Source organism: Nonomuraea sp. NEAU-A123 (genome assembly GCF_018603905.1).
In the GTDB taxonomy this organism is placed as follows: Bacteria; Actinomycetota; Actinomycetes; order Streptosporangiales; family Streptosporangiaceae; genus Nonomuraea.
Map to the genome: position 1 here is coordinate 117,637 of NZ_JAHFZZ010000017.1, position 22,987 is coordinate 140,623.

The 22,987-nt window shown below is 69.2% G+C and carries 20 protein-coding genes; 8 read left to right on the plus strand and 12 right to left on the minus strand.

Translation table 11 applies throughout. The annotated features are described in order from the left end of the window. Positions 1-148: 148 nt before the first annotated feature. Positions 149-874 carry a trypsin-like serine protease gene (locus tag KLK06_RS40870; RefSeq protein ID WP_214641052.1) on the plus strand — a complete coding sequence of 242 codons (726 nt, stop codon included), beginning with the start codon at positions 149-151 and terminating at the stop codon, positions 872-874. Positions 875-904: 30 nt separating this feature from the next. Here KLK06_RS40870 and KLK06_RS40875 read toward each other — a convergent pair whose 3' ends face one another. After that, a complete protein-coding gene (locus KLK06_RS40875; protein ID WP_214641053.1) occupies positions 905-2,194 on the minus strand; it encodes a PHB depolymerase family esterase in 1,290 nt (429 codons plus the stop codon). Positions 2,195-2,436: 242 nt separating this feature from the next. On the opposite strand from KLK06_RS40875, the gene KLK06_RS40880 reads away from it, so the two are divergent. The 4 genes from KLK06_RS40880 to KLK06_RS40895 all read left to right on the plus strand — a co-directional run bounded on the left by KLK06_RS40880 (position 2,437) and on the right by KLK06_RS40895 (position 5,513). Continuing rightward, positions 2,437-3,141 carry a ThuA domain-containing protein gene (locus KLK06_RS40880; protein WP_214641054.1) on the plus strand — a complete coding sequence of 235 codons (705 nt, stop codon included), beginning with the start codon at positions 2,437-2,439 and terminating at the stop codon, positions 3,139-3,141. Further along, positions 3,126-4,229 (plus strand): Gfo/Idh/MocA family protein, encoded by a 1,104-nt coding sequence (locus KLK06_RS40885; protein WP_214641055.1) that lies wholly within the window; start codon positions 3,126-3,128, stop codon positions 4,227-4,229. Before KLK06_RS40880 ends, KLK06_RS40885 begins: the two co-directional genes overlap by 16 nt. A gap of 134 nt (positions 4,230-4,363) precedes the next feature. Beyond that, the gene (locus KLK06_RS40890; protein WP_214641056.1) at positions 4,364-4,894 is read left to right on the plus strand and encodes a phospholipase; all 531 of its coding nucleotides are present in this window, start codon (positions 4,364-4,366) and stop codon (positions 4,892-4,894) included. A 70-nt stretch (positions 4,895-4,964) separates the two neighbouring features. After that, the gene (locus KLK06_RS40895) at positions 4,965-5,513 is read left to right on the plus strand and encodes a hypothetical protein (protein WP_214641057.1); all 549 of its coding nucleotides are present in this window, start codon (positions 4,965-4,967) and stop codon (positions 5,511-5,513) included. Positions 5,514-5,668: 155 nt separating this feature from the next. Here KLK06_RS40895 and KLK06_RS40900 read toward each other — a convergent pair whose 3' ends face one another. Beyond that, positions 5,669-6,526, minus strand: a complete 858-nt coding sequence (locus KLK06_RS40900; RefSeq protein WP_214641058.1) for a hypothetical protein — start codon at positions 6,524-6,526, stop codon at positions 5,669-5,671. Positions 6,527-6,619: 93 nt separating this feature from the next. Here KLK06_RS40900 and KLK06_RS40905 point away from each other — a divergent pair, with 93 nt between their 5' ends. From KLK06_RS40905 to KLK06_RS40915, 3 genes are all read left to right on the plus strand, one after another. After that, a complete protein-coding gene (locus KLK06_RS40905; RefSeq protein WP_214641059.1) occupies positions 6,620-7,147 on the plus strand; it encodes a hypothetical protein in 528 nt (175 codons plus the stop codon). A gap of 112 nt (positions 7,148-7,259) precedes the next feature. After that, complete coding sequence (locus tag KLK06_RS40910) at positions 7,260-8,060, plus strand: alpha/beta fold hydrolase (RefSeq protein ID WP_214641060.1); 801 nt, start codon at positions 7,260-7,262, stop codon at positions 8,058-8,060. Between the two features lie 38 nt (positions 8,061-8,098). Beyond that, on the plus strand, positions 8,099-9,283 hold the full coding sequence (locus KLK06_RS40915; RefSeq protein ID WP_308168684.1) for a SpoIIE family protein phosphatase: 1,185 nt from the start codon (positions 8,099-8,101) through the stop codon (positions 9,281-9,283). A 7-nt stretch (positions 9,284-9,290) separates the two neighbouring features. Here the strand turns inward: KLK06_RS40915 and KLK06_RS40920 are convergent, their stop codons facing one another. The 10 genes from KLK06_RS40920 to KLK06_RS40965 form a co-directional block, all read right to left on the minus strand. After that, positions 9,291-10,685 carry a GH1 family beta-glucosidase gene (locus KLK06_RS40920; protein WP_214641062.1) on the minus strand — a complete coding sequence of 465 codons (1,395 nt, stop codon included), beginning with the start codon at positions 10,683-10,685 and terminating at the stop codon, positions 9,291-9,293. A gap of 1 nt (position 10,686) precedes the next feature. Continuing rightward, positions 10,687-12,966, minus strand: coding sequence for an alpha-xylosidase (gene yicI, locus KLK06_RS40925; RefSeq protein WP_214641063.1), 2,280 nt, complete (start codon positions 12,964-12,966; stop codon positions 10,687-10,689). 25 nt (positions 12,967-12,991) lie between these two features. Continuing rightward, positions 12,992-13,831 (minus strand): carbohydrate ABC transporter permease, encoded by an 840-nt coding sequence (locus KLK06_RS40930; protein ID WP_214641064.1) that lies wholly within the window; start codon positions 13,829-13,831, stop codon positions 12,992-12,994. Further along, complete coding sequence (locus KLK06_RS40935) at positions 13,828-14,724, minus strand: carbohydrate ABC transporter permease (protein ID WP_214641065.1); 897 nt, start codon at positions 14,722-14,724, stop codon at positions 13,828-13,830. Before KLK06_RS40935 ends, KLK06_RS40930 begins: the two co-directional genes overlap by 4 nt. Beyond that, positions 14,721-16,043 carry an ABC transporter substrate-binding protein gene (locus tag KLK06_RS40940; protein ID WP_250906786.1) on the minus strand — a complete coding sequence of 441 codons (1,323 nt, stop codon included), beginning with the start codon at positions 16,041-16,043 and terminating at the stop codon, positions 14,721-14,723. The genes KLK06_RS40935 and KLK06_RS40940 overlap by 4 nt, the downstream gene beginning before the upstream one ends. After that, the gene (locus KLK06_RS40945; RefSeq protein ID WP_214641066.1) at positions 16,036-18,069 is read right to left on the minus strand and encodes a beta-galactosidase; all 2,034 of its coding nucleotides are present in this window, start codon (positions 18,067-18,069) and stop codon (positions 16,036-16,038) included. The genes KLK06_RS40940 and KLK06_RS40945 overlap by 8 nt, the downstream gene beginning before the upstream one ends. Then, positions 18,066-19,127: a LacI family DNA-binding transcriptional regulator gene (locus tag KLK06_RS40950; RefSeq protein ID WP_214641067.1), complete on the minus strand. Its 1,062-nt coding sequence runs from the start codon at positions 19,125-19,127 to the stop codon at positions 18,066-18,068. Before KLK06_RS40950 ends, KLK06_RS40945 begins: the two co-directional genes overlap by 4 nt. Positions 19,128-19,266: 139 nt before the next feature. Then, positions 19,267-20,382 carry an ABC transporter permease gene (locus tag KLK06_RS40955; protein WP_214641068.1) on the minus strand — a complete coding sequence of 372 codons (1,116 nt, stop codon included), beginning with the start codon at positions 20,380-20,382 and terminating at the stop codon, positions 19,267-19,269. After that, complete coding sequence (locus tag KLK06_RS40960; protein WP_250906787.1) at positions 20,375-21,934, minus strand: sugar ABC transporter ATP-binding protein; 1,560 nt, start codon at positions 21,932-21,934, stop codon at positions 20,375-20,377. The genes KLK06_RS40955 and KLK06_RS40960 overlap by 8 nt, the downstream gene beginning before the upstream one ends. Beyond that, positions 21,931-22,968, minus strand: a complete 1,038-nt coding sequence (locus KLK06_RS40965; RefSeq protein WP_214641069.1) for an ABC transporter substrate-binding protein — start codon at positions 22,966-22,968, stop codon at positions 21,931-21,933. Before KLK06_RS40965 ends, KLK06_RS40960 begins: the two co-directional genes overlap by 4 nt. Positions 22,969-22,987 lie beyond the last annotated feature (19 nt).

Sequence of the window (22,987 nt, forward strand, 5' to 3'; positions counted from 1 at the left end):
GAAGCGCCGCTCGCAGCGCGTCGCTTTCGTCCTCCCGTGTGACAGTCCGTAGGTAAATCTTTCTCCACATTCTTTGGCGCGGAGGCCGGACGCAACTTACAGTTCCCGCATGCGTTTTGTCCCCTTTGTCATAATTCCTCTGGCATGCATGGTGGGTATCGCCGCCCCCGCGTCGGCCATCACCCATGGCTCCGCCGACGGAAGCGTCCATCCGGAGGTGGGCGCCCTCATCGCCGGCAAGCCGCACTCGGACGGCACGTGGAGCTACTGCACCGGCACGCTCATCTCGCCCACCGTGTTCCTCACCGCTGCCCATTGCGGAGAGCGCGGCCAGAAGACCGCCCGGGTCTCCTTCGCCAGCCAGTACCAGCCTGGGGCCAAGACCTACACCGGTCGCTACGTGCCGGACGCGCGCTTCAAGGACAGCTCTGAGCTTCATGACATGGCCGTCGTCATCTTCAAGACGGCCATCCCGGGCATCAAGCCTGCTGACTTGCCCGCTGAGGGGCTGCTCGGCCGTCTCAAGGCCGAGAACAAGCTGAAGACTGCGCAATTCACCCCCGTCGGGTACGGCGCGGTGGGTCGGAAAGAGCGGCATTTCGACTACTCCGACGTCCGCCAGCAGACCTCCATCTCCTTCGAGGCCCTGTCCCGCAAGTGGCTCGACCTGTCGGTGAACCGCTCGAAGGGCGACGGAAGCACCTGCTTCGGCGACTCGGGTGGCCCGAACTTCCTGGGCGATCCCACCTCGCACCTCCTCATCGCCACCACTGTCAGCGGAGCCGACGACGCCTGCAAGGCGACCAACTTCGACTACCGTCTGGACACCGCCACGGCCCGGCGGTTCCTCGCCAAGTTCGTCACGCTTCCCTGAGGCCCGGTACGCCGTCGGCTCCGCACTACGTCAGGCGATGGTGCAGGTCGTGCCGCCGAGGGTGAAGGCGGTGGGTTTGCCGGTGTTGCCGCTGTGGGTGGCCTGGAAGCCGAAGTTGGTGGAGGCCCCGGCCGCGATGGTGCCGTTGTAGCTGACGTTCCTGGCGGTGACCTGGCCGCTCGTGGGGGAGATGGTGGCGTTCCAGGCGGAGGTGACCGTCTGGCCGCTGGGGAGGGTGAAGGTCAGGGCCCAGGTGTTGATCGGGGACGCGCTGGTGTTGGTGATGGTGACGGCCGCGGTGAATCCGGTGTTCCAGGTGTTCATGGTGTAGGTGACTCGGCAGGCCCCGCCCGGCGTTGGAGTCGGCGTCGGCGTCGGTGCCGGCGAGCCGGGGGATCCGCTGTCCAGGCCGAAGAACTGGATGACGGACGCGGCCATGCCGCCCTGCGGAAGGCTGTGCCCGATGCCCTGGAGGCTGACGCCCTCGACGGCGACGTTGGTGCCGGTGCCGCCGTAACGGGTCCGGGTCCAGGTCGACTGCGGGTGGTCGGTGAAGGTGGGGGTCTGGCTGAGCCCGTGGACGTTGGTCCACTGCTTGATCTCTTCCTGGAAGTTCGGGTAGCGGAGCGTGGCGTCTTCGGTGCCGTGCCACAGTTGCATGCGCGGACGCGCTCCGGTGTAGCCGGGGAAGGCCCCGCGCACCAGGTCACCCCACTCCTGCGGGGTCTTGATGATGGTGCCGTTGGCGCAGGCGCTGTTCCAGCCGGAGCCGTCGGTGGTGGCGAAGCAGCCGAACGGCACTCCCATGAACGCCGCCCCGGCCTTGAAGACGTCGGGGTAGTCGCCCAGCAGCACGTTCGTCATCATGCCGCCCGAGGACGCGCCGGTCACGTAGACCTGGGCGGGGTCGCCGTTGTTGTGCTGCTCGACGTACTTGACCATGGACACGATCCCCACCGGGTCGCTGCCGCCGTCGTGCTTGAGCGCCTGCGGCGAGGAGACGTCGAAGCAGGCTCCGCTCCTGGTCGCGGAGGGGTAGATGACGATAAATCCGTACCTGTCGGCCAGTGAGGCGAACTCGGTGCCGGAGTAGAAGGCGGGCCCGGAGCCCGTGCAGTAGTGCACGGCCACCAGAATCGGCGGCCGGGCCGCGACGTTGTTCGGCACGTACAGGTGCATGCGCAGGCCGCTGGGGTTGGTGCCGAAGTTGGTCACCTCGGTGAGCGAGGCCGGCGACGCCGGCGAGGCCATGGTCAGCCAGGCGATGATGAACATCGCGGCGGCGATCGAGGCGCCGAGCACCCTGGTGGTTATCCTCATCCGCTTCCCGTTCTCTCGATGCGGCCCGAAATATTCGGAGTATTTGCAAAAATATTTCGATCGGCAAGAGTCCACGTGAGCCGTAGGATTGGGCAGGCAAGTGACCTGGGAAAGCTCCGTCGGCGAGGTATCAAAGCTTGAAACTTTCGGACTGCTGGCGGGTGCTCACGACCTCCCTTTAGGAGGTTTGGGGTGGAATGCGATGATCAGAGTCGTCCATTGCCGAGCGGATGGGTGAAAGCATGACGGACGATCACGGCCGGAAGGCTCTGGTAGTGAGGGGCGGCTGGGAAGGGCACGCTCCGGTCGCGGCCACTGAGCTGTTTGTTCCCTTCCTGGAGAAGCAGGGGTTCGAGGTGCACCGGGCGGATTCGCCGGCGCCGTACGCGGATTCCGGGTTCATGGCCGACGTCGATCTCATCGTGCAGTGCTACACGATGGGCACGATCGAGCCGGCGGAGCTCAACGGCCTGCGAGCCGCGATCGAGTCGGGCACCGGGATGGCGGGCTGGCACGGTGGCATCGCCGACTCCTTCCGCAACTCCTCCGACTATCTGCATCTCATCGGCGGGCAGTTCGCCTGCCATCCGGGCAAGGATCCGGCCGAGCGGGAAGGCTCGCAGGCCGACAACTTCGTGCCGTACACCGTGAACCTGCTCCCCGAGGCGGGCGATCACTCCATCACGGAGGGCATCGCGGACTTCGGCCTGGTGACCGAGCAGTACTGGGTGCTGACGGACGACTACATCGACGTGCTGGCGACCACGACGCAGAAGGTCCGCCCCTGGGACCCCTGGCATCGGGAGGTCACCTCGCCGGCGATCTGGACCCGGCAATGGGGGAGCGGGCGGATCTTCGTCGCGACCCCGGGACACAGCCTCGACGTCCTGCAGGACGAGAACGTGCGCACCATCATCGAAAGGGGCATGCTGTGGGCCAGCCGGTGAACGTGGGCATCGTGGGGTGCGGTGCCATCTCGGCGCAGTATTTCCAGACCATCGACCGGCTGCCGCAGTTGCGGCTGGTGGCCGTGGCCGACCTGGACCTTGACCGGGCACGGGAGGCGGTGCGGCCGTATGCGGGGGTCGACGTGCTGAGCGTGGCGGAGCTGATGGCGGACCCGCGTGTCGGCGTCGTGCTCAACCTCACCATTCCCGCCGCCCACGCCGAGATCGCGCTCCAGGCCATCGCGGCCGGCAAGGACGTCTACTGCGAGAAGCCCCTTGCCGCGACCGCCGCGGAGGCCGCGGGGATGCTGCGGGCGGCCGATGCCGCTCAGGTCCGCGTGGGGTGCGCGCCGGACACCGTATTGGGCACCGGTACGCAGACGGCGCGCAAGGCGATCGACGACGGCCTGATCGGCAGACCCGTCGCGGCGACCGCGACGATGATGACGCCCGGCCACGAACGCTGGCATCCGAACCCCGACTTCTACTACGCCCCCGGCGGCGGCCCGCTCCTGGACATGGGCCCCTACTACATCACCAGCCTGGTGACGCTGCTCGGGCCGGTGGCGACGGTCATCGGCGCCGCCAGCCGCACGCGGGCAAAGCGCACCATCAGCTCGGGCCCCCGCCAGGGCGAGGAGATCCCGGTGACGGTGGACACGCACGTCACCGGAGTGCTCGTCCACACCTCGGGAGCGCTGTCCACGCTGGTGATGAGCTTCGACGGGACGGCGACCAAGGCGCCCAACATCGAAGTACACGGCGAGGCGGGCTCGCTCGTCGTCCCCGACCCCAACTATTTCGATGGATCCGTCCTGTTCTCGGAGGTGCGGGACGGCTGGCAGACGCTTCCGGCGGCGGCCGGCTACGTCGGGGCCGGGCGCGGAGTGGGCCTGGCCGACTTCGCGGCGACCCCCGTGGGCGAGGAGCCTCGTACGAGTGGAACGCTGGCGTACCACGTGCTCGACGTCATGGAGTCGCTGCTGGCCTCGGCACACTCAGGCGCGGCGGTGAACATCACGAGCACCTGCGAACGACCCCCGCCGGTGGACCTGATTGAGCCTTTGCAGAATATCGACTCGATGTAAAGGTCCGTTGTCGGCGAACATTACCGAGGAAATTAAGCAAGATCTGCTTCTGCTTCAGGCGGCATCTCGCTTCATCGTTAGACCGTCAGGTGAACCTTGCCGTTTCCGGCCCCGGGCAAGAGAAGCAGGTCCTCATGGTCAGACGATCCCTCGTGCCGTTAGCCTCCGTCGCCCTCTCCCTGATCGCCGTCCTCGGATTCGCACTACCAGCCTACGCGGTGACTCTGGAGCAGAAACTCGCCGCGCTTTCCGGATTCTCCCAGCCCACCGCCCCCAGCGCCGCCTCCTGGCGGGCCGCCTGGCAGGACCAGGCGGCATGGGCCGACTACGCCTTCGACTGGTCCACCGACCTGTGCTCAAGCAGCCCCGACCAGCCACTCGGCTTCGATTTCCGGATGCCCTGTCGGCGACACGATTTCGGTTATCGAAACTACAAGGCCGTGAGCCAATTCCCGGCGAACAAGGATCGCATCGACAGCGCATTCTATTTCGATATGAAGCAAGTGTGCGCCGGATACTCGGGACTCTCCAAGTCCACCTGCGACGGCCTTGCCTGGACGTACTACCAGGCGGTCAAGCAGTTCGGTGACCTCGTCGTCACGGACGCGCAGATCCAGCGAGTGAAGCGGGACGCCGAACTGAACGCCCAGAACTCCGACGCGTGAACTGAACGGTCTAGGCGGGGATGCCATCGCCGCATCCCCGCCGCTCCGTTCTTATGGTGAAATATGCCGAATGGAGCGAGCGCGGCAGTTGGTGGGCGAGATGCTCGTCTACTGTTTTGTGGTGGTCCTGCTCACCGGCGGATTCCTGGCCTTCTTCTACACGCCCAGTGGCCAGACGGCGATGTACGACGGCAGCTACGCGCCGCTCCGAGGCGTCATGATGAGCGAAGCCTACGAGTCCGCCCTGAGGACCAGTTTCGAGGTGCGTGGCGGTGTGCTCATGCGGCAACTGCACCACGAATCCTCGGTTCTGCTGGTGATGGGAGCCGTCGTCTGGGCTCTGCTCGGCCGGTTCCGGTACACGCTCGCGCTGCTGGGCCTGGGCCTGGGGTTGCTGGGCGGCCTCGCCGGCTACGGATCCGTTGACGACCTGCTGGCCGGGACCGTCCTGGGGAAACTTCCCATTCCCCTGTGGTACGGCCTGCACCTGCTGGCGGCGCTGGCCATGGGTGTCGTGCTGGTGATCTCCTCGTACCGGGAGGCCGCCCGCGACCCCAGAACGTCGGCCTTTATGGCATTGGGCCTCGGCCTCGTCGTGCTGGTGATCTTCTGGCTTTGACCCCCGCCGCGGCGAGCAGCACTTGGGCTGTGGTACGCCGAGGCCGGGGTGGACGAGGTCGCTTTGGTACCGGTGAGCACGGACCGCGATCCCGGGGGCACGGCCACGCTCAAGGCTTTGGGCGGCTGATTCGCCATGGCCGTCAAAGACCGACGTCATCCGTTTCCAGAACGGCACGCGTTCAGCGCACGATCGCACAGGACGGGGAGCCTGCTTACCGCGTCCAACACCACGCGATCCCCCAGCGGCCCGTGGAGCCTGATCACGTCCTTGCCGGACATGCCGACCCCCCCGCATATGCCACCGGCGTCGCCGTGGACGTCGATCCCCAGGACCACCAGGTCCGGCTCCTCGCGGAGTCGTAGGCGGACGTCGAGCGGTTCGCCGTCGCAGGAGCCGTAGTCGTAGCTGACCAGCAGCGTGCGTTCGTCGAGCACTTCGAAGTCTCTGATGCTGCCTGGCAATTGGTCGCCGACGGCGGCTTTGACGGTACCGACCGCTTTCTGATCGACAGCGACGCGGTCGATCGGGCCGGGCAGGTTCGAGAAGTACAGCCGCCACGCGGGCACGGTCGCCATGCCGCGCAGGGTTTTCAGCCGCATCCTCGTGTAGGTGGCGCTGGTCAGCTTATACGCCTCCCCTTCGGGAAAGGTGTACTCCTCAGGCCAGGGAGACACAGCCAGCAGCGCCTCTCGCGCTGTGATCACGGGGACCCGCATCGTGGACCCGTCGTCCCAGCGGATCTGCGCGCCGGCCGGCGGAGCGGGGAGCGGGCCGGCCACCACCCAGCCGTACTCCTCATCGTGCTGGATCTGCTTGAGCACCTTCGGCGGTATCGCGCTCAGGTCCTCGACCGGGACGAAACCCTTGTGCCAGATCTCCGCGGCACCGCTGGTCCGCCAGGTCCCGACGGCTTGTGCGGCGTGGTCTTCGAACGTACGCGGTTCGAACGGGAGTCGGCTGCCGCCGAGGAGCACTATCCCGGCCAGGAGCGTCATCACTAATCGCAGCATGTGGCGATCTTGACAGCGCGAACGCACCTAGGCGATCGGGCCGGGTTCTTCTATGTTCGGTCTGACCGTAGGCCTCCGAAGGAGATGTTCACTGTGAAGAGACTTCTCGAAGGAACCCCGTTACGTGCCGGTGTCGCGGCCGTCGCGCTGGCCGGTGGACTGCTGGCCGCCACCCCCGCCGTTGCCGTGGCCGGTGAGCGTACTGTCGATTCGGTGTCGCAGACGGCCGCTGCGGCGCGTCCCCGTAACGGCAAGATCCTCTACCACCGCCTCGGTGGCGGGCTGGGCACTCTCAAGATCAAGAACGGCACCTCCAGGGACGGCGTCGTCACGCTGGTCAAGGGCAAGGCCAAGGCGGTCAGCATCTACGTTCGCGCCAGATCCACCGCCAGCGTCAAGGACGTCAGGGACGGGACGTACCGGGTCTACTTCACCACCGGCTCCCGGTTCAGCACGTCGAAGGGCAGGTTCGGCCGGAACGCCGTTTACCAGCGGTTCAACGATCGGCTGAAGTTCGCCACGACCGCTACCTCGGCGAGCATCTGGACCCTGACCCTCAACCCGGTCAGGGGAGGCAACGCGCGGACCAGCTCCATCAACCCGAGGGATTTCCCGGCTTAGCCACGGTAGATAGTCAGGGAGCGTAACTTGCCCCCGGTTTGATGTGAAAAGTCACTACCGGGGGCAAGGGGTTTCCAGCGAGTGTTCTCCTGCCGGCGGAAGGGTGACGGAAATGGGGGATATCGGAGCCAGGAACCATGTGGTGGTGAGCGGCCGTACGGACGGGCCGACGGTGATGTTGGCCCACGGGTTCGGCTGCGACCAGAACCTGTGGCGTCTGGTGGCGCCGGAGTTGGCCCGCGACTTCCGGGTGGTGCTGTTCGATCACGTGGGGGCGGGCCGGTCCGATCTGTCGGCCTGGCGGCCGGAGCGCTACGCCACGCTGGACGACTATGCCGAGGACATCCTGCGGATCTGCCGGGAGCTGGACCTCTCGGACGTGGTCTTCGTGGGCCACTCGGTCAGCGCGATGATGGGCGTGCTCGCGGCGATCCAGGAGCCACAGCGGTTCGCCAAGCTGGTGCTGCTGGTCCCCTCGCCCTGCTACATCGACGACGAGGGTTACCGGGGCGGGTTCAGCCGGGCCGACATCGATGAGCTGCTGGAGTCGCTGGACAGCAACTATCTGGGCTGGTCCGCGGCGATGGCGCCGGTGATCATGGGCAATCCGGACCGTCCCGAGCTGGGTGAGGAACTGACCAACAGCTTCTGCCGTACCGATCCGCTGATCGCGCGGTCGTTCGCCCGGGTGACGTTCCTGTCGGATCACCGGGCCGAGCTGGCCAAGGTGAGTGTGCCGACGCTGGTGGTCGAGTGTGTGGAGGACGTGATCGCGCCCCGCGAGGTCGGCGCGTTCGTTCACGCCCAGATCGAGGGGAGCCGGCTCGTCACGCTGCCCGCGACCGGTCACTGCCCGCAGCTGAGCGCCCCGGAGGTCACTATCGAGGCGATCGCCTCCTTCGCCGCTCGGTGATGAACGCGCCCGGGCACGGCGGTCGGAGGGAGGTGGTGGTGTTCTCCTCGCTGCTGGAGGACAGCGCCGAGGACCTGTACGAGAACGCGCCCTGCGGCTACCTGTCCACGCTCCTGGACGGCCAGATCGCCAAGGTCAACGCCACCCTGCTGGGCTGGCTCGGCTACACCCGAGAGGAACTCGTCGGCCGCCGAGCCTTCTCCGACCTGCTCACCGTCGGCGGCCGGCTGTACCACGAGACCCATTTCGCGCCGCTGCTCAGGCTGCAGGGCGAGGTCGGCGGCGTGGCCCTGGAGCTGCGGACCGCCGACGGCAGCAGGCTGCCGGTGCTGGTCACCTCCAAGGTCAAGTCCGGCGCCGACGGACGGCCCCAGCTCATCCGCACCACGATCTTCGACGCCTCCGACCGCCGCGCCTACGAACGCGAGCTGCTGCGGGCCCGTCAGGAGGCCGAGCTCGACCGCGAACGGCTCCAGCGCCTGGTCAGGACCTTGCAGCACAGCCTGTTGCCGTCCTCGCTGCCGCAGGTGCCCGGCCTGCGGGCCGCCGCCCACTACCACATCGCCTCCCGCGACGAGGTCGGCGGCGACTTCTACGACCTGTTCCCGCTGACCTCCGCGCGGTGGGGCTTCTTCCTGGGGGACGTGTGCGGCAAAGGCGCCGGTGCCGCGACGGTGACCTCGCTGATCCGCTACACCCTGCGCGCGGCCGCGGTCTACGACTCCGACCCGGTGACCGTACTGGACACCCTCAACGCCGCCCTGCACCAGGAATACCACGGTGACGACCCCCGCTACTGCACCGCGATCTTCGGCATTCTCGCCCCTGACGGTGACGGCTTCTCCATCACGCTGGCCAGCGGCGGCCACCCTCCGTGCCTGCTGCTGCGCGCCGACGGCACCGCCGACTACCAGCCCACCCCGAACGGCCTGCTCATCGGCATCCTGCCCAGCGCCACGTTCACCTCCAGAGCGATTCACCTGGGACCGGGTGACACGCTGCTGCTGTACACCGACGGCTTGACCGAGGCCCGTACCGGCGCCACCGGCACCCCCGACGGCCGCTTCGGAGACGAAGCACTGCACGCCTTCGCCACGCGCCTCGCCCCCACCACCGCGAGCGCGGCCGTCGCCGCCCTGGCCGGCCTGCTCGAAGGCTTCGGCACCGGTCTGGACGACGACACCGCCATCCTCGCGCTCAGCGTCCCTTCGCCCGGGGAGTGAACCGGGCTCAGCGCACCGGCAGCTTGCCCGAGGCGACCACGTCGCGGTACCAGTACGCGCTGTCCTTCCAGGTGCGCTCCATCGTGTCGCGGTCCACGCGGACGATGCCGAACCGCTTGGCATAGCCGTGCGCCCACTCGAAGTTGTCCATCAGCGACCACACGAAGTACCCGCGCACGTCGGCCCCGCCGGCGATCGCCTCGGTGACGGCCGTCAGGTGGCGGTGCAGGTAGTCGACGCGCCGCTCGTCCCTGATCCGGCCGTCGCCGTCCACGACGTCGGCGAACGCGGCGCCGTTCTCGGTGATCATCATGGGCAGGCCGGGGTGGTCGCGGTGCAGGCGCAGGAGCAGCTCGGTCAGGCCGGTCTCGTCGATGTTCCAGCCCATCTCGGTGTACGGGCCGGGCTGGCGGACGAACTCGATGTCCTCACAGGCGATCCACGGGGAGGCGGCGCCGTCGGCGTGACCGTCCGCGGTCTCCCGTGAACTGACCCCGTCCCACTGGCGTACCAGGACGGGGTTGTAGTAGTTGACGCCGAGCATGTCCAGCGGCTGGCACGCGGCGGCCTCGTCACCGTCGCGGACGAACGACCAGTCGGTCACCGAGGCGGTGTCGGCGATGAGGTCGCGCGGGTAGGCGCCCGCCAGCATCGGGCCGAGGAAGGCCCGGTTGGCCAGGCCGTCCGCGCGGCGTACCGCGTCGGCGTCGCGCTCGGACACGCCGCGCACCTGGTGCAGGTTGAGCGTGACCGACATCCGCGCGGCCGGGTCGGCGACCGAGCGCAGGGCCTGGACGGCCAGGCCGTGGCCGAGGTTCAGGTGGTGCACGGCGGCCAGGGCGGCGGCGGGGTCGGTCCTGGCCGGCGCGTGTACGCCGGAGGCGTAGCCGAGGTAGGCCGAGCACCACGGCTCGTTCAGGGTGATCCAGGTGTGGACGCGGTCGCCGAGCGCCTCGCCCATGAGCTTGGCGTAGTCGGCGAAGCGCAGCGCGGTGTCACGGTGCGGCCAGCCGCCCGCGTCCTCTAACTCCTGCGGCAGGTCCCAGTGGTAGAGGGTGGCCACCGGGGCGATGTCCCTGGTCAGCAGCCCGTCGACCAGACGCGAGTAGAAGTCGAGGCCGGGCCGGTTGACGGGCCCGCGACCGCCGGGCTGCACGCGCGGCCAGGAGATGGAGAACCGGTAGGCGCCGACGCCCAGGCCGGCGAGGAGGTCCAGGTCCTCCTCCAGCCGGTGGTAATGGTCGCACGCCAGGTCGCCGGTGTCGCCGTTGGTCACGAGACCGGGCGTGTGGGAGAAGGTGTCCCAGATGGAGGGGCCGCGGCCGTCCTCGTCCCAGGCGCCTTCGACCTGGTAGGCGGCGGTGGCGGTGCCCCACAGGAAGTTCTCGGGGAAGGTGGGCATGTCACTCCTTGGAGCTGAGGGTGATCTCGATGTGGTCGATGCCGGGGGCCGCGGCGCCGTCGACGCCCGCGTACCGCAGGTTCCAGGGGGCGGGCGCGCCCTGGAGGCGGCGGGCGTGGACGCGGTCGCCCGAGCGGGACACCTCGAACACGGCCCCGGCGCCGCCGTCCACGGCGGGCACGGTGACGGTGCGGGACGCGCCGTCGGCGAGCTGGTAGGCGGTCAGGGTGACGCCGTCGGCGTAGTCGTAGTCGGGCCGGTCCGCGCGGGCGCCCGTCGCCAGCACCGCTCCCGGCCGTACCAGCAGCGGCAGGCTGTCGAACCCGTGCCGCTCGGTACGCCAGCCGGGCCCGGTGACGGTCTCGCCGTCGAGCAGCCTGGTCCACACACCGTCTGGCACGTAGTAGGAAATATCACCATCCGCCGACAGCACTGGAGCCACCAGCAGATCGGGCCCGAGCATGTACTGGGCGTCCAGGTGGTCGCAGGCCCGGTCGCCGGGGAACTCCAGGTGCATCGCCCGCATCATCGGCAGGCCCTCATGGGTGGCCTGGACGGCGGCACCGTACAGATAGGGCATCAGCCGCAGCTTCCACCGGGTGAAGGAGCGCAGCACGTCGACCGACTCCTCGTCGAACAGCCACGGCACCCGATACGACCCGCTCCCGTGCAACCGGCTGTGCGACGACAGCAGCCCGAACGCGACCCAGCGCTTGAAGACCGCCGGATCCGGCCGCCCCTCGAACCCGCCGATGTCGTGGCTCCAGAACCCGAACCCGGCCAGGCCCAGCGACAGCCCGCCGCGCAGGCTCTCCGCCATCGCCTCGAACGTCGACTCGCAGTCGCCGCCCCAGTGCACCGGCAGCCGCTGCCCGCCGACCGTGGCCGCCCGCGCGAACAGCACGGCCTCGCCCGCGCCCCGCCGCTCGGCCAGTACGTCGTGCACGGTCTGGTTGTAGAGCAGACTGTAGTAGTTGTGCATCCGCTCGGGGTCCGAGCCGTCGGCGTAGACCACGTCGGTGGGGATGCGCTCGCCGAAGTCGGTCTTGAACGCGTCCACCCCCATGTCGAGCAGCCCGCGCAGCTTGTCCGCGTACCATTCGCGGGCGGCCGGGGAGGTGAAGTCCACCACCGCGCGCCCCGCCTGCCAGTGGTCGTCCTGCCAGACGCTGCCGTCCGCGCGGCGCAGCAGGTGACCGGCCGCCGCCCCCTCGTCGAACAGCGCGGACGCCTGCCCGATGTACGGATTGAGCCACAGGCAGACCCGCAGCCCGCGCTCCTTGAGCCGGGCGATCATCCCCGCAGGATCCGGGAACACCTCGGGATCCCACTCGAAGTCACACCATCGGAACTGCCGCATCCAGAAGCAGTCGAAATGGAACACGCTCAGCGGCAGCCCCCGCTCGGCCATCCCGTCCACGAACGACGCCACGGTGGCCTCGTCGTAGTCGGTCGTGAACGACGTGGACAGCCACAGCCCGAACGACCACGCGGGCGGCAGCGCCGGCCGGCCGGTCAACGCCGTGTACCGGCGCAGGATCTCGGCGGGCGTCGGCCCGTGAATGATCAGGTACTCCAGGTCGTGGCTCTCGGTGCTGAACTGCACCCGCGACACCGTCTCCGAGCCGACCTCGAACGAGACCCGTCCGGGATGGTTGACGAACACCCCGTAACCGCGGTTGGTGAGGTAGAAGGGAATGTTCTTGTAGGCCATCTCGCTGCTGGTGCCGCCGTCGTCGTTCCAGATGTCGACCGACTGCCCGTTGCGCACCAGCGCGCCGAACCGCTCGCCCAGCCCGTACACCAGCTCCCCGGCGCTCAGCCGAAGTTGCTCGACCATGAAGTGCCGTTCGTCGGCATCGTGCATGATGCCCAGGCTCTTGCCGGCGCTGCGGGTCAGCTCCCGGCCGTCCGCGCTGAAGGACATCTCCCACGGCAGGTCCCGGCGCACCTTGACGGTCAGGGCGCCGCTGGTCAGGCTCGCCTCCTCGCCGTCCACGACGATCTTCACCGCGGGCGCCTCGTCCCGTACCTCGAAAACCGGCGCGGCCGGTACGGACCCGGCGAAGTGCACCGCACGGACCCTGATCACGTCCGGCATGGGGGACGACAGGTCCACCCGCAGGACCGGCCCGTCGATGGTGTTGCCGCGACGGGTGATCGGCCGCGTCGGCGCCAGCACCCGCAGCGAGGCGGCGTCCGCGGTCACGTCGTGGGCCGCGGTGGCGTAGTCGCCCCGCACCCCGGGACGCATCCGCCAATAGCCGTCTTTGAACTTCATGACAATCCGTTCGTGAGTGGAGTGGTCAGCCCTTGACGCTGCCGGCCACGAGATCGAGCCGCCAGAACCGCTGCAGGAACAGGAACAGCGCGATGATCGGGATGATCGACAACAGCGAGCCGCTGATCACCAGGCTGTACAGGGCCGGCTGCGAGGCGCCCCGGTTGAGCAGCGAGTAGAGCCCCACGGTGAGCGGGAAGCGGTCGTCGTTGGCCAGCATGATGTACGGCAGCAGGAAGTTGTTCCAGATCCCGATGAACTGCAGCAGGAACACCGTCACCAGCCCCGGCGTCATGATCGGCACGCCGACCGACCACAACAGCCGGAACTCGCTCGCCCCGTCCACCCGGCCGGCCTCGAGGATCTCGTCCGGCACGGCCGCGGCGGCGTAGATGCGGCACAGGTAGATGCTGTACGGGCTGATGACGCTGGGCAGGATGACCGACCAGTAGGTGCCGACCATCCCCATGTCCGACAGCAGCAGGTACTGCGGGATGGCCAGGGTGATCTGCGGCACCAGCACCCCGGCCAGCAGCGCCCCGAAGATCAGCCGCTGCCCGGCGAAGCGGTATTTGGCCAGGGCGTACCCGCACGCGGCCGACACGACCACGGTCAGGAACGCGCCGCCGCCGGCGTAGATGAGGCTGTTGAGCATCCACAGCCAGAACCGCCCGTTGCCGTACGCGCTCAGCGCGGCGATGTTCTCGGTGAAGCCGCCGTTGAAGCTTGGCCGGCCGGAGAACGTGGTGAACAGCTCCTCCGGGCCCTTCGTCGCCGCGATCACCACCCACAGCAGGGGCAGCAGGGCGTACACGCCGCCGAGCGCCAGGATCAGCGTGGGCACGATCTTGGTAGGCGCTCTCATCGATCGCTCCTCGCGCTACGGGTCCTGAAGACGGCCAGCGCGGCCAGTGACAGCAGCACCGTCGCGCCGGCCAGCAACACCGAGCTGGCCGCGCCCAGGTAGATGTCGTTGTCCACGAACGCCTGCTGGTAGATCCGCATCAGGGGCACCCAGTCCTGGCTGATGGCGTTGGTCATCGGCCGCAGCGTGGCCGGCTCGCTGAAGACCTGCAGCATGCCGATCAGGGTGAAGACCGAGGTCATGGTGAGCGCCGGGCGCAGGAGCGGCACCTTGATCCGCAGCGCGATCCGCCACTCGGTGGCGCCGTCGATGCGGGCCGCCTCGTACAGCTCCTTGGGGATGGCCCGCAGCGTGGTGTAGAGCACCACCATGTTGAACCCGACCGAGCCCCACACGGCGATGTTGGCCACCGAGAAGAAGATCGACACGTCGCCGAAGAAGTCCGCGGCCGGCAGGCCGGCCCCCTCCAGGGCGGCGCTGATCGGGCTGACCGCCGGCAGGTAGATGAACCCCCAGAGGAGGCTGGCGATGACGCCCGGCACCGCGTACGGCAGGAAGATCGTGATCCGCGAGGCGCGCTTGCCCCCGACCCTGGGCGCGTCCAGCAGCAGGGCGAACAGCAGGGCCAGGCCCATGGTGGCGGGCACCATGATCACGCCGTAGCCGAGCATACGCTGCATCGCCTCGTACAGCGCCGAGTCCTGGATCGCCTCCAGGTAGTTCTCCAGGCCGATGAACACCTCGGTCCGGATGCCGAACCCGGCGCCCCGCACCCGCATGGCGTGCAGGCTCAGCCAGATGGCGTACCCGATCGGCACCACGATGAAGACCGTGAACAGGATGACGGCCGGCGCCGCCATCAGGTACGGCGCCCGCTTTTGCTGTCCGGTCATCCGCCGACGACCTGGTAGCCCTGCTTCTTCAGGTCGGCGACGCTCGCCTGCTGCACCTTCGTGGCCACGGCCGCTAGGTCGGCCTTGTTCTTGACCGCGGTCGGCAACTGGTCCTCGAACTGGCCGTAGGTGACGTTGGTGTTCGGCCCCCAGCTGTCGAAGCCGCGCGCCGTCTGCGAGATCTTCGAGGCCGACTCGTAGTAGTCGGGCTGTCCGGTCATGTACTCGGGCGCGGTGTCGAGCCCGCCGGAGGTCTGGCCGAGCGTGGCGGCCGGATAGAGCCCGATCTCGACGAGCACCTTCAGTGCTTCGGGGTCGGTGCTCAGCCACCTGGCGAACTTCGCCGCCTGCGGCTTCTGCTTGGAGGTCGCGCTCACCGCGGTGGACGAGCCGCCCCAGAAGCCGGTGACGTTCTCGCTCGCGCTCCACTGCGGCAGCGGGGCCATCTTCCACTTGCCCTTGCTGGAGGGGGCGACGCCCGCGAGGACGCCGGAGCCCCAGACCGCGCTCGGCCAGGCGATGATGGTGCCGTCGTTCATCTGGCTGTTCCACTGCGGCGTGTACATCGGGTCGCCGAGCACCGCGCCCGAGTTGACCAGCCCGCCCCAGAAGCTCAGCACCTTGCGCGTGGCGGGGTCGTCGATGGCGACCTTCCACGCCTCCTTCTCGTTGGACCACCAGTTGGCCCCGGCCTGCTGGGCGAACCCGGCCACCCAGCCGGCGTCGCCGGGAGAGAACGTGGTCAGGTAGCGCTTGGCGTCCTTCTGCCGGACCGTCTCGGCGAGCGCGCCGAACTCCTCCCAGGTCTTCGGCACTTCCAGGCCCAGCTTCTCGAACAGGTCCTCGCGGTAGAAGAGCATCATCGGGCCGACGTCCGCGGGCACCGCGTAGGTGGCGCCGCCGAAGGAGGTCAGGTTCCAGGTGCCTTCGGGGAAGGCGGACTTGACCGGGGCGATCACGTTGGTCAGGTCCTGCAGGGCGTTGTTGGTGATCAGGGTCGGCAGCGACTGGTACTCCGCCTGCAGGACATCGGGCGCGTTGCCCGCCTTGACCGCGGTCAGGAACTTGGCGATCAGCTCGTCGCTGGCGGCCTGCCCGCTGAGGGTGACCTTCTGGGTGGGGTTCTTCTTGTTCCAGAGGTCGACGACGCGCTGGATGTTCTCCGCCCAGCTCCAGAAGACGAGGGAGGCCGCGGCGTTCTCGTCCCCGGCGACGGGGGAGGGAGCCGGGGCGCCCGCGTCGGAGCCGGGGTCGCCGGTGCCGCAACCGGCCAGGAGCAGCGTGGCGGCCGACGAGAGGAGGAACGTTCTTCTACGCAAGGGGATCTCCAAAGTGGGGTTGAACTCGGGGGCGCAGCGCGGCGACCGCACGTGGCGTGAGCGTGACGTGGTCCGTCACGGGGGATCCGGTCAGCAGGTCATCGGCCGCGTGGGGGATCGGCATTCGTACCGTGGCGGTGCCGTGGTTGAGCAGGAACAGGACGTCGCCGCGGCGGACCGCCTCGACGCCCGGCGGCAGGTCGGGCAGGACCCCGCGCACGCCCGCGTCGGCCAGCATCCGCCCGGCCAGCGCGCCGAGCGCGACCGGCTCGGGCATGGTCGCCACGTACCAGGCGACACCCTGCCCGGCGCGGTGCCGCAGCACGGCGGGGTGCCCGGCGAGGTCACCCTCGGCGAACTCGGCCACCGCCTCGGCGCCCTCCGCGGCGATCAGCTCGGTCCAGGTGTGCGCGGCGAACTCGGCGCCGCCGCTCCACCGGCAGCGCACGGGCCGGTCCTCGGGCGCGGGCAGCCACTCCTCGCCGGAGGCGCCGAGCACTTCGCGCAGCGGCGCGGGAAACCGTCCGGTACGCACGTGCGCCCGCGGGTCCACGATCCCGGAGAACGGCCCGACCATCAGCACGCCGCCGCCGTGTACGTACGCGGTAAGGGCGGCGGCGTCCTGATCGCTGAGGAGGTAGAGGTTCGGCACCACGACCAGCGGATAGCCGCCCAGTTCGGCCGAGGGCGGCACCAGGTCCACGCTCACGCCGCGTTCCCAGAACGGCAGGTAGTAGCTCAAGAGCTGGTCCGGTGCGTTGAGGCGGTCGCTGGGCCGGCCGCGCTCCTCCAGCGCCCACCAACTCGCCCAGTCGAACACCATCGCCACCTGCGCCGGCACCGGCTCGCCCGCCACGGGGGCGAGCTTGCGTAGTTCCTGGCCGTGCGCGCGGACCTCGGCGTGCAGGCGCGTGTCCGGGCCCGCGTGCGGCACCATCGCGGCGTGGAAGCGCTCGGCGCCGAAGCGCGAGGCCCGCCACTGGAAGTAGCACAGCCCGTCCGCGCCGCGGGCCACCGCCTGCAGCGATTCGAGCCGGAACTGTCCCGGCGGCTTGGGCAGGTTGTGCGGGCGCCAGTTGACGCCGTTCGTGGCCTGCTCCATCAGCAGCCAGGGCCGTCCCTGGCCGAGCCCGCGCATCAGGTCGTGCGTGAGCGCCGCCCGCGCGGGGGAGAGCGGGTCCGCCGGGTCGGGATACCAGTCGTTGGAGACGATGTCCTCTTCGCCGGCCCACGACCAGTAGTCCACCGGCTTGAACAGGCCCATGAAGTTCGTGGTGACCGGCGTGCCGGGGGTGCGCTCGCGCAGGATGTCGCGTTCGGCCTGGTAGTGGGCGAGCAGCGCGTCGGAGCAGAAGCGCTGCCAGTCGAGCCGCTGGGTGGGATTGATCATGTACGGGGCATGGCGCGGGGGGATGATCTCGGCCCAGTCGCTGTAGCGCTGGCTCCAGAACGTGGTGCCCCACGCCTCGTTGAGCGCGTCCAGGTCGCCGTGGCGGTCCTGGAGCCAGGTGCGGAACGCCGCCGCTGACTCGTCGCAGTGGCAGATCTGGCCGTACTCGTTGCCCACGTGCCACAGCGCCAGGGCGGGGTGGCCGGCGTACCGGTCGGCCAGGTCGGTCACGATCGCCAGCGCCCGCTCCCGGTAGACCGGCGACGACGGGCAGAACTGGTTGCGCGAGCCGTACCAGAGGCGGTGCCCCGACTCGTCGACCGGCAGCGTCTCCGGCCAGCGGTGCCCCAGCCACGGCGGCGGCGAGGCGGTCGGCGTGGCCAGGTCCACCGCGATCCCGGCCGAGCCGAGCAGGTCGAGCACCCGGTCCAGCCAGCCGAAGTCCCGCGCGCCCGGCTCCGGCTCGATCCGCGCCCAGCTGAACACGCCGACGGTCACCAGGTTGACCCCGGCCGCCCGCATCAGCTCGACGTCCTCGGCCCAGACCTCCTCCGGCCACTGCTCGGGGTTGTAGTCCCCGCCGAACAGCAGCCCGCGCCCGTCGGTCAGCGTGTGCATCCCCAGCCGCGCTCTCATGCCGATGCCGTCCTCTCTTCGCGTGATGGCCCGTCGCGGGGCGGCTCGTCGCGTGGTGGTGCGGAGCTGTCACCGACCACCAGGCGGCAGGGCACCAGCCGCTGCTGTGGTGGGCCGTCGTCCAGCAGCCGGTCGATGAGCATGCGCGCGCCGAGCCGGCCCAGCTCGGCGCTGGGCGGCTCCAGCGTGGTGAGCCTGGGGTGGAACATCTCGGCGACCCGCGCCGACGACAGCACCAGCAGCAGCGTCAGATCCTCCGGGATCCGCCAGCCGCGCGCCGCCACGGCGGCGATCACACCGACCGCCGCGTGATCGTCCATCACGGCCAGCGCCGTCACGTCGGGATGCGCGGCGACCAGCTCCTCGAACGCCTTCCGCCCCTCCTCGGCCGAGCCGGGGCGGAAGTCGTCCACGTACCCGATCCCGGCCGCGCGGGCGGCCTCGGCGAACTCGATCTCGGCCCGGATCGCGGGCCCGTACTGGGCCGCGTACGTGTCGGTCGACAGGTTGAAGAAGGCCAGCTTGCGATGCCCCAGCCCGGCCACGTGCGCCACGGCGTCCCTGGCCGTCGCCGCGAAATCGATGTCGGCGTAGTCGATCGAGCCGGGCTCGCGAGTCCGCCCTATCATGCTGAACGCGACCCCGGCCGCCGACAGGAACTCCGGCCGCTCGTCGTCGAGGCCCACCTCCATCAGCAGGACGCCGTCCACCAGCCCCAAGCCGGTGAGGTGGCGCAGCTCCTCGATCGGGTCCGCGTTCTCGGGGGAGAGCAGCAGGTGATAGCCCAGCTCGCTGGCCGCCTCGGCGGCGCCGGTCGCGAACTGCATCTCGGTGAGCCCGAACCCGCTGCGCGGGGCCGGGAACAGCAGGGCCAGGATGCGCGTCCGCTTACTCTGCAGGCCCTGGGCCAGCAGGTTCGGGCGGTATCCGAGCTCGGCCGCCGCCTGCTGGATGCGCCGCTTGGTCGCCGCCGCCACCGGGCGGGTGCCGTTGAGCGCGGCGGAGACGGTGCTGACCGCCACCTGCGCCCGCTCGGCCACGTCATGTATCGAAGACATTCCACTCCGGCCCTGTGTCCGGCCGCCGATGACCGGCCTGTACGGTTGTCGAAACGTTTCGCACAACCTAGAGTCCGTTTTGTGGAGATGTCAATATCGTTAAATCTGCCGTCCTAAATACGGCACCCAGCCTGCGTCATCAGCCGCTCGCGGCCGACCGCCTGGTGTTGAGCTGGTCGAACCCGACCGCGACGAGGATGAGCACGCCGATGGCGATCTGGAGGTAGAAGGCGTTGATCGCCAGGAGGTTGCCGCCGTTGTTGAGTACGCCCATGATCAGCGCACCGGTGGCGGCGCCGATCGCACTGCCCTTCGCGCCGAACAGGCTCGCGCCGCCGATGACGCAGGCGGCGATCGCGTTGAGCTCGAAGCCGGTGCCTGCGGTGGGGATGCCCGCGCCCAGGCGGGAGGCGAGCAGCACCCCGCCGAGACCGGCGAGCAGGCCGGAGATCATGTAGACCGAGACCGTCACCATGCGCACGGGGACGCCCGCGAGGCGGGCCGACTCCGGGTTCGAGCCGACGGCGTAGATGTAGCGGCCGAAGACCGTCCGGGCGAGCACGAACCACATCACGGCGGTGATCGCCGCGGCGATGATGAGGAGATTGGGGATGCCCAGGACCGTGCCGTTGGCGATGACCTGGAATGCGTCCGGTACGCCCTGAATGGTCTGGGCATCGGTGGTGACCAGGACCAATCCGCGGGCGATGCCGAGCATGCCCAGCGTCGCGATGAACGGCGGCAGCAGGGCCCGGGTCACCAGCAGTCCGTTGACGATCCCGAGCGCGGTGCCGATCGCCACTCCGAGCAGGATCGACGGCAGGATCGGCATACCGGCGACCAGGAACTGCGCGGTGGAGGCGCCGGACAGGCCGAGAATCGACCCGACCGACAGGTCGATCCCGGCGGTCAGGATGACCAGGAGCTGGCCGACCGCGATGATCCCGAAGATGGCGACCTGGCGGGCGAGGTTGGCCAGGTTGTTGCCGGTGAGGAACTCATCGCTGGCGAGCGTGAGAGCGCCGATCGCCACGAGCAGCACGACGAGCCCGCCGCTCTCCCGTCCGGCGATGTCTCCCAGCGTGATGACCCGCCGCCTCGGCTCGGCCTTCGTCTCGGCCGTCTGCCTGGGCTGCGGCACCGTCTCCAGTGCCGCCGCGTCGGTTGTTTCGGCTGTTCCGCCTGCTTCGGCGGTGGGTGGCCGGTTGGTGATCGTCGTGGTCTCGATCGGCTCGCGCCAGATCAGCTTAGGCATCTCGGCTCACCCCTCCTGGGTCGTGCGGGCTCTCCTCCGCGGCGGGCGGAGGCTCGGCGCCTCCGCTGCCGCTCGCCAGGCGGAGCACCTCCTCCTCGGTGGCGGAGCCGGGCAGCTCGCCCGCGATGGCCCCGTCGCGCAGCACGAGGATGCGGTCGGCGAGCCCCAGCAGCTCCGGGAGGTACGACGAGACCACGATGATCCCCAGCCCGCGCGCCGCCAGGTCACCGATGACGGTGTACAGCTCGCCCTTGGCCCCGACGTCGATGCCCTTCGTGGGCTCGTCGAACATCAGCACCTTCGGTTTGGTGAGCAGCCAGCGGGCGAGCAGCACCTTCTGCTGGTTGCCGCCGGACAGCGTCGACACCGGCTGGTCATAGGAACCGGCCCGCAGCCGCAGGCTGTCGAGCAGCCGGTCCGCCTCCTCGGCCTGTTCGCGGCCGGGCAGGAGACCATGGCGAGAGCCGCTGCGCAGGCTCGCGATGGTGACGTTCTCCCGGATCGACAGCTCCGGCAACAGGCCCAGCACCTTGCGGTCCTCGGTGAGGAGCCCGACCCCGGCGTTCATCATCGTGCGCGGTCCGGACGGTTTCACCGCCTTGCCCCCGACCTCCACCTGACCGGCCACGATGGGCGCGGCGCCGAAGATGGACAGCAGCAACCCGCTCCGTCCCGCCCCCAGCAGCCCGCCGATGCCGAGGATCTCCCCGGCCCCGACCTGGAGGTCGATGCTCGGCGAGCCGCCGAACCGGCGCAGCCCCTGGACCCGCAGCGCGGGCGTTCCCGCGTGCCGATGGGTCTCCGGATAGAGCGAGCTGATCTCCCGGCCGACCATGGCGGTGATCAGCCGGTCCTCGTCGTACCCGCTGATCGGCCCGGCCTCGGACAGGCCACCGTCCCGCAGGACGGTCACCCAGTCGCCGATCTCGAACATCTCCTCAAGCCGGTGGGTCACGTAGAGCATCGCGATACCGCGCTCGCGCAGCCGCAGGATGTGCTGGAGCAGCCGTTCCGACTCCGCCTCGGTGAGCGCCGTGGTCGGCTCGTCGAAGACGATCACCTTGACGGACTCCGCGGTCAGCACCTTGGCGATCTCCACGAGCTGGCGGGTGGCCGCCGGGAGCCGTTCCACGATCGCCTGCGGGCTGAGCTCCGTCAGGCCGACCTCGTCGAGGGCCTTCCTGGCGCTGGCCTGCAGCCGGCCCCTGGCGATGATCCCGGTGCGGGCGGGAAGGCGGCCCATGAACAGGTTCTCCGCGACCGACAGGTGGGGCAGCAGGCTGAGCTCCTGGTAGACGGCCTGGACGCCGGCCGCCCGTACGGATGCCGGGGTCGGCGTGTTGACCGGCCGGCCGTCGATCTCGTAGCTGCCGCTGTCCCGGCGCAGCGCACCCGTCAGCACCCGGATCAGGGTCGACTTCCCCGCGCCGTTCTCCCCGGCGAGGCAGTTGACTTGGCCGGGGACCAGCCGGAGCGAGACGTCGCTGAGCGCCTGGACGGGGCCGAAGGCCTTGGAGACGCCGTGCAGTTCGACGACGGGATCGGCCATCATTCCGCCTTCATCGTCGGCGGGTTGAGCAGCTGCTTCACGTCGGGCTCGGTCATGTTCGCCTTGTCGGCCACGACCGCCCCGGGATCGATGTCACGCGGCGGGATGCGCTTGACCGTGGCCATCCCGGCGGCCAGGACACCCTGGTAGCCGAAGAAGTAGGGGTTCTGCACCACCAGCGCGTCGATGGTGCCGGCGGACAGTGCGGCGTTCTCCTGCGGGTCGGAGTCGAACGCCACGACGGGGACGGTCTCGGCGGCGTGGTTGTCCTGGATCGCCCGAGCCGCGCCGACACCTGAGGTGTTGTTGTCGGCGAAGACCCCCGCCAGGTTCGGGTTGGCGGTCAGCGCGTCGTTGACCTGCGAGGCCGCGGTGTTGATGTCGTTGTTGTTGAAGCGCTGCATCGCCACCTTGACCTGCGGGCAGTTGATCGCGATGCCCTGCTTGAAGCCGGCGTCCCGATCGACGAGTGACTGGATGCCGGCCACGGAAGACTCGATCATGACACTGCCGCTCGTCTTGTTCTGCGCCTTGAGCAGCTCGCACATGCGCTTGCCCGCCTGCATTCCGGCCTTGACGTTGTCGGTGCCGATGAACCCCTCGGAGGGGGCGGTCACGCGGCTGTCCACGGTGATGACCTTGATACCCGCCTTGCGCGCCCGGTCGATCGCCGAGTTCAGGGCGCTGGAGGAGTTGGGCGCGATGACCAGCCCGTCAGCGCCCCGGGAGATGGAGTTCTCCACCAGTTGCACCTGCTGGTCGATGTTCGTCTCGGACGTCGGGCCGAAGGTGCTCACGTTGAGCCCGAAATCCCCACCCGCCTGCTTGGCCCCGGCGATCATCGTCTGCCAGAAGGATGAATCGCTCGCCTTGATGATCACGTCGATCTTCTTGCCGCTGGCCGCCCCGCCCGCGCCGCCGCCCGCAGCCTGTACGGCCGAACTCGTCGCCCGGCCGCCCACCACCCCGAGTACCAGCGCCACCAGCGCGATGGCCGCGACCAGTGAGAGCGAGAAGACGATACGAGAACGAGCCATGACGGCCCCCCAAAGAACT